The 2,277-nt window shown below is 63.2% G+C and carries 3 protein-coding genes; 2 read left to right on the forward strand and 1 reads right to left on the reverse strand.

Annotated features, from left to right (window positions below; genetic code table 11):
- Nucleotides 1-102 precede the first annotated feature (102 nt).
- Entirely contained in the window at nucleotides 103-528 is a 426-nt protein-coding gene (locus tag EN893_RS29810; RefSeq protein WP_127271072.1) for a GNAT family N-acetyltransferase, read from the reverse strand.
- A gap of 127 nt (nucleotides 529-655) precedes the next feature.
- Between EN893_RS29810 and leuD the strand changes: the two genes are divergently transcribed.
- Both leuD and EN893_RS29820 read left to right on the forward strand, forming a co-directional pair.
- Nucleotides 656-1,261 carry a 3-isopropylmalate dehydratase small subunit gene (gene leuD, locus EN893_RS29815; RefSeq protein ID WP_023810900.1) on the forward strand — a complete coding sequence of 202 codons (606 nt, stop codon included), beginning with the start codon at nucleotides 656-658 and terminating at the stop codon, nucleotides 1,259-1,261.
- A gap of 61 nt (nucleotides 1,262-1,322) precedes the next feature.
- A complete protein-coding gene (locus tag EN893_RS29820; protein WP_127271323.1) occupies nucleotides 1,323-2,252 on the forward strand; it encodes a hypothetical protein in 930 nt (309 codons plus the stop codon).
- Nucleotides 2,253-2,277: the final 25 nt, after the last annotated feature.

A 2,277-nucleotide genomic window follows, 5' to 3' on the forward strand; every position in this document is an offset into this window, starting at 1 on the left:
CTGGAACACCCCTCATCCGTCTCGGCGCTGCGCGCCGATCCACCTTCTCCCACAGGGGGAGAAGGCAAGGCGCGCTTCTCTCGTTCCCCAACCAGAGAGATCTCAGCCCTTGCGGTCGAACCAGAATGCATCCGCCATGCGCTTCATGCCGATACGTTCGTAGAAGCCGACGGCGTCGGGCATGGAGATCAGGCTGATGGCGACCGACGGTCCAAGCTGCCGGCGCGCCTCGTCCATCAGGCCCTTGCCGATGCCGAGCCCCTGTGCCGATCGGGAAACGGCGAGTTCGGAGATGTAGCAGACCCAGGAGAAGTCGGTGATGCCTCTGATCACGCCGACCAGCGGCTTGCCTTCGACGTCGAGACGCGCGGTCAGCACCAGATTGGCGCCCGACAGCATCGCCCGCAGGCGTGCTTCATCATCGACCGGCCGTGTCTCGCCGAGGCCGGATTCGACCAGCACACGCCGGAATTCGGCGATGTCGAGCGCGGGTTCACGCGCATAGAGGACGTGTGCGTTTTCTGCCATGGCCGCCAGACTGCACCATCGGGCTGGCTTGTGCCACTGTGCACGAACAGTTGCCTTTTATTTGCTGCCGGCTTTGTGTAAACCGTGCCTCAGCAATCCCCCCGCAACGAAAACACGGGCAAAAGCCATGGAAAAGTTCACCAAGCTCACCGGCGTCGCCGCTCCGATGCCGATCGTCAATGTCGACACCGACATGATCATCCCGAAGGATTACCTCAAGACGATCAAGCGCACCGGGCTCGGCACCGGCCTGTTCGCCGAAATGCGCTACAAGGATGACGGCTCGGAAAATCCGGATTTCGTGCTCAACAAGCCGGCCTACCGCAAGGCGCAGATCCTGGTTGCCGGCGACAATTTCGGCTGCGGTTCCAGCCGCGAGCACGCACCATGGGCGCTGCTCGACTTCGGCATTCGCTGCGTCATCTCGACCTCGTTCGCCGACATTTTCTACAACAACTGCTTCAAGAACGGCATTTTGCCGATCACCGTCAGCCCCGAGGATCTCGAGAAGCTGATGGATGACGCCTCGCGCGGTTCCAATGCCACAGTGTCGGTCGACCTCGAAGCCAAGGAAATCCGCGGTCCCGACGGCGGTGTCGTCACCTTCGACCTCGACGACTTCAAGCGGCACTGCCTGCTCAACGGTCTCGACGACATCGGCCTGACCATGGAGAAGGCCGGCGCCATCGCGTCGTTCGAGAAGCGGAACGCCGAACAGCGCCCCTGGGCCTGAGTCGCAGGATCTGACCCGGCCGCCACAGGCCGGGTTCGTGGCGGCGAACGGAGGGACAGTCATGACACGTTTGCTTCTTGCCGGCGTTTGCGGGCTGGCCTTGTTGCTAGGGCAAACCGTGAGCGCGTTCGCGCAGACACAGGCACCCGCCACCCAGCCGGCCCCGGCGACGGACCAGCCGTCCGCCGATCAGGGGACGAACGCCGCCGACGCTGCCGATGACGACAAGCAGGCGCCCGTCCCTTTCGAAGGCGGCACGCTGACCATCACCCAGAAGGAACAGTATGGCGAGAAGGTGCTTGCCTATGACGGCCAGCAGCTGGCCAGCAATTATGACGTCTTCTTCGACAAAATAGTCGAGGTCGGCGGCGTCAAGGTGGCGCTGTTCGATGTGGGCGACGGCGGCAATCAATGCGGGCCGGCGACGGTGATCGTCTGGAAACCGGAAGGCGGCACCATCCAGAGCACGACAGTCGAGCAGGACCAGTGCGGCGCACCGCCCTCGGCGGTGTCCGACAACGCCATCTATTTCGTGCCCTATCTGCTGCCGGGGGATGAGAAGCCGGCTTTGCAATGGTCGCCGACCGATGGGCTGACGATTTCGGGCAATCTGACCTACATGCCGGAACCCGGCACGGACTGGAAAGACATCGATCCGGAAAAGTACCAGAACATCATCGACGCCTTCCACAACGAGGCCGTCTACAAGGAAGCGAAAAAGCTTCTCGGCAAGGACATGCCCGACATGGCAACCAGCCTGCTGGTCGGCGGCGGCACGGAAAAGACCGCTTCGGGCACCTTCTACGCCAGCGGCTGCGTGCCGCATGATTGCGGCGGCAATGACGGCTTCATGGCGGTCGACCCGGCCCAGCACAGGCTCTATTTTGCGCGCCGCGGCGACAAGGGCCAGCCGCAGGCGTGGCCTGATGTGGCGACATGGCCGGTCGATGTGAAGGCGGCGTTGGACAAGGCGCTGGGGTCGGCGAACTAAGTATTTTGCGCGACGGCAGCCGCAC

The sequence above is a fragment of the Mesorhizobium sp. M7A.F.Ca.CA.004.04.2.1 genome (assembly GCF_004022825.1).
GTDB lineage: Bacteria > Pseudomonadota > Alphaproteobacteria > Rhizobiales > Rhizobiaceae > Mesorhizobium.

What these genes read in the sequence shown, in the direction of transcription:
- EN893_RS29810 (WP_127271072.1), bottom strand. Translation starts at nt 528, where the DNA reads ATGGCAGAAAACGCACACGTCCTCTATGCGCGTGAACCCGCGCTCGAC.
- leuD (WP_023810900.1), top strand. Translation starts at nt 656, where the DNA reads ATGGAAAAGTTCACCAAGCTCACCGGCGTCGCCGCTCCGATGCCGATC.
- EN893_RS29820 (WP_127271323.1), top strand. Translation starts at nt 1,323, where the DNA reads ATGACACGTTTGCTTCTTGCCGGCGTTTGCGGGCTGGCCTTGTTGCTA.